Origin of the sequence: Mycobacterium sp. 1245852.3 (assembly GCF_001669335.1) — a bacterium.
GTDB classification, from domain to species: Bacteria; Actinomycetota; Actinomycetes; order Mycobacteriales; family Mycobacteriaceae; genus Mycobacterium; species Mycobacterium europaeum_A.
Window position 1 is genome coordinate 1 of the sequence record NZ_LZLL01000070.1, and the last position, 4,613, is coordinate 4,613.

Genomic DNA, 4,613 nt, shown 5'->3' on the forward strand with positions numbered 1-4,613 from the left:
CGACGCACGCCGCCAATACCCCACCCCCACACCAGCACCGGCCACATACAACTCACCAACCACCCCCACCGGCACCGCACGCAACCACTGGTCCAGGACAAAGAACGCCAGGTGATCCAACGGCACCCCGATGGGACTGACAATGCTCTCGAGGTCACCGGCCCCGATCTCTCGGTATGAAGCGTGCACCGTGGTTTCGGTGGTGCCGTACATGTTGACCAGTCGTGGCAGCCGTGGGTGGCTGCCCAGCCACGGCCGAAGACGTTGCGGTTCAAGCGCTTCCCCACCGAACACCACCGTCTGCAGTCTTAGCCGCTCTCCCAGCCCGGGCTCGAGAGTGTCGGCGGTTTGCAGTGCATAGAACGCCGACGGCGTCTGGCTCAGAACGCTGACCTGTTCGCTGACCAGCAAGGCATGTAGATCCTGTGGGGAACGCACCACCGAGTCAGGCACGACCACCAGCCGACCGCCACGCAGTAAGGCGCCCCAGATCTCCCACACCGAGACGTCGAACGCCAGCGAATGCCATTGTGACCACACCGAGCCGGGCCCCGGCGGCAGTGCGGGATCCAGCGCGGCCAGCAGCCGGGTGACGTTGTGATGGGTCACCGCAACCCCTTTGGGGACACCGGTGGTGCCCGAGGTGTAGATCAGATAGGCGATATCCTGTGGCGCCGGGGCCGGCAGCGCGGTGGCGGGTTGGGAATCGGCAGCGGAGTCAGCGAGGTCGATCACCACCACGTCGTACGGGTCCAGCCGGCCGGCCAATCCCGCACCGGCCAGGACGGCGACTGGGTCGGCATCGGTGAGCATGAAACCGATCCGGGTGTCGGGATGGGCGGGGTCGATCGGCACGTACGCTGCCCCCGTCTTGAGCACCGCTAGGATCGCCGTCACAGACTCGGCCGCGTGGGGGATCAGTAGGGCAACCCGTTCACCGGTGCGGGCTCCGTGTCTAACCAGCAAGTGCGCCAACCGGTTCGACGCCTCATCGAGGTCTCGGTAACTCATGTTGCGGTGTTCGAAAGTGACCGCCACGGCTTGTGGGGTCTGCGCAACCTGGGCGGCGAATGCCTCGGGAATTGACACCACCCTCGGCGTGGGCGCGGTCAAGACCGACCGATTACTCGAGCCGTCCAGCACGGCACGCTCAACCGGGCCGACGACGTCAATCGACGACAGTCGTTTGTCACAGCTGGCGGTCATGGCAGCCAGCAATCGCGGTAGGTGATTGATCAGTGCGTCGATGGTGGCCGCGTCGATCACGTCGGTGTCGTATTCGACTCGGATGCCCAGTTCGCGACCGGGGATCACCTGCACGGTCAGCGGGTAGTGGTTGTATTCGCGACTGGTGATCTCGGTGATGGTGATACCGCCTGCGTCGAGCAGTCCGGCGGTGTCGATGGGATAGTTCTCGTAGACGAACAGGGTGTCGAAAAGCGCCGTGACGCCGGCGATCTGCTGGAGGTCGCTGAGCGCCAAGTGCTGGTGTTCGGCGGTGTCGTTGTGAAAGGCCTGGAGTTGGTCCAGGAGGTCGGCGACGGTAGTTGCGGCAGCGATACGCGCGCGCACGGGCGTGGTGTTGATCAGCAAACCGACCATCGATTCGACGCCCTGCACATCGACGGTCCGCCCCGACGTCACGGTGCCGAAGGCGACGTCGTGTTGACCGGTGAACAGGACGAGCATCTGGGCCCACGCGGCGTGCAGCGCGGTGCTGAGGGTGGTATGCCTCGAGCGTGCCAGGTCACGAAGGGCCCCGGTGGTTTCGGCTGAGATTCGTAACGATTCGACACCTCGGCGCCCGAGGGTCAGGGTTCTTGCCGGGGCTACCAGGGTGGGACTCTCAAACCCGTTGAGCGCCTTGATCCATGTCAATTTGGCCGCGCCATGGTCTTGGCGGGCAAGCCAGCTGATTAGCCCGCGATACGGTGCCGGCTCGGGCAACCGGTGCCCCTGATAGCAGGCCAAGATCTCCCGCAGAAGGATCGGCAGCGACCAACCATCCAGCACGATGTGGTGATTGGTCAATACCAGCCGATGCTGGTCTGTCGTGGTGCGGATCAGCGCGGCCCGGAAAGGGGATCCCTCGGTGAGGTCGCTGACCGCGGCGCGCTCAGCGGCGCACACACGCTCGATCCCTCCCTCGACGTCGGTGCTGCCCTCGAGGTCCACATATTGCCAGGTGATTTCGGGATCGGTAGCGATGATCTGCACCGGCTCGCGGAAGCGGGTGCAGAATTCGGCGCAAAGGTGGGGATGTCGTTTGACTATGTTGTGCAGCGAATCGTGCAGCCGGGTCGGTTCCAAGGGGCCAGACAGGACCGTTTCCAGCTGCACCGCATAGATGTCGTCGCTCGAGTCGCATGCGAGGGTGGCATGGAACAGCAGTCCCTGCTGCAGCGGCGTGAGGGGCAGCACGTCGGCGATCCCGTGTCCCTGTTGTAGCTCGTCGATCTGTCGCTGGCTGAGTCGGGCCGGCACGATGTCGGAGGGTGTCAGCCCTCCTCCGCCGGCGCGGACATGTCGGCAGATGCCCGCTAGCGCCTCGAACCACAGCCGATTCAGCCGGTCTATCTGTTCGCGGTCGAGAACCGTTGCCGCCCACGTCCAGTTGGACTGCATTCGCGGTCCGGAAGGGGTGTTCACAGCGGCGGCGTTGAGTTCAACGGTGTGCGCCAACGGCATTGGTATGGCGGAGGCCATGCTCGTCACCCACAAACTGTCTTGGTCGACACGCCAGAGTTCGCCGGAGAACTCGCCGGTCTCTGCGCCGAGGCGACCCAGATAGTTGAATCCGATCGCCGGGTCAACGCCCTTCAGGTTCACGTCGGGGTTCAGGTAGCGCAGCAGGCCATAGGTCAAGCCATCAGGCAAGGCACGCAGCTGTTCCTTGGCGTCCTTGATCACCGGTCCCAACGCGGCATCACCGGCGACTACCTGCGGCCAGGACAGCTCCCCGGCGACCAGCGATATCGGGTACTTGGTGGTGAACCATCCCACCGTGCGCGATAGATCGACATGGGCGGCCAGCTCTTCGTGGCGGCCGTGGCTCTCGACGTCGATGCCGATCGGCGCCCCGGCGGCGCCGAGAAACTCGTTGCAGGCCAACCCGAACGCAATCAACAGGATGTCCTGCACCCCAGCGTGAAACGCCGCAGGTACCTCAGCGATCAGCTGCTGGGTCGTTTCGACATCCAAGACCGCGGACAACCGCCCCGCCGTGGCATAGGTGTCCACCTCCGGTCGCGCGGCCGCTAACGTCGCGGGCGTCGTTGAGACCTGACGCCATGCGTCGGCAAATTTCGCCACCGCTGCGTTGTGGGCGTGTTCGTGCAGCAGTGCTGTCCAGGTGGAAAACGACGTCCCACCCGACGGAAGCACGATGCCCTGCCCAGCTCGACACTGGGCCCAGGCAATGTTGATGTCCTCCAGGATGATTCGCCAGGAGACGCCATCTACGGCCAAATGGTGGGCGATCAAAACCAACTGCTGCGGACGAGGCACCCACAAAGCGCTGAGCATGATCCCGGACGTGGGGTTCAACCGGGACCGCGCCGTCATCAGGGCCTCATCGGACAGCGCGTCCACCTGCTGCAGGCAGTCCTGCGCCCGCAGCGATCCGGCCTCGGGCACCATCAGCGACCAGCCACCGGCGCCATCGTCGTCGACCCGCAGCCGTAACATCGCGTGCCGATCCAGCAGCGCCTGCAGCAGCGCCACCACGTCGGCCTCGGCCACGCCGACCGGGGCCCGCACCACGACGGTCTGGTTGAACAAATCGACCGGGCCCGCGACATCGCGCAACCAGCCCATGATCGGGGTCGCCATGACGCGGCCGATACCCTCGTCGGCGACGGCGACCTCCCCGTCGGTGAAGATCGCCACCCGAGCCAGTCGGGCTACCGTCTGCTCGACAACGACATCCCGTGGCCGACACAACACCCCAGCAGTTCGCGCACGGGACACCACCTGCATCGACAAGATGCTGTCCCCGCCGAGCTCGAAGAACGAATCGTCGACCCCGACCCGCTCGACACCCAGCACCCCCGCATAGACAGCAGCCAGGATCTCCTCCAGCGCGGTCGCCGGAGCGCGGTAGGGGTCCCGGCCGCGATACTGCGGGGCCGGTAGGGCGTGCTGGTCGAGTTTGCCGTTGACGGTCAGCGGCATGGCGTCGAGAACCACGATCGCAGCCGGCACCATATAGGCCGGCAACAGCTCACCCAGCCGAGCACGCACCTGGCTGGGATCGACTGCACCCGAACGGGATTCCGTGACATAACCCACCAGCCGCTTATCACCGGGTGGATCCTCACGAGCGACGACCACCGCCTGCTCCACCCCCACCACACCAGCTAACGCGCTACGCACCTCCCCCAGCTCGACGCGATACCCGCGAATCTTGACCTGCTCATCAGCGCGGCCCACATAGCGCAACTGCCCATCGGGTGTCCAGCACACCAAATCCCCGGTGCGATACATCCGCGCACCCGGCCCCCCGAACGGACACGCCACAAACCGCGACCCCGTCAACGACGCACGCCGCCAATACCCCACCCCCACACCAGCACCGGCCACATACAACTCACCAACCACCCCCACCGGCACCG

The 4,613-nt window shown here is 65.4% G+C and carries 1 protein-coding gene; it reads right to left on the reverse strand.

What is annotated here, in order from left to right; translation table 11 throughout:
- Positions 1–4,613, reverse strand: a 4,613-nt coding sequence (locus tag A9W96_RS03160; RefSeq protein WP_156765095.1) for a condensation domain-containing protein, incomplete at both ends; no start/stop codon positions are given.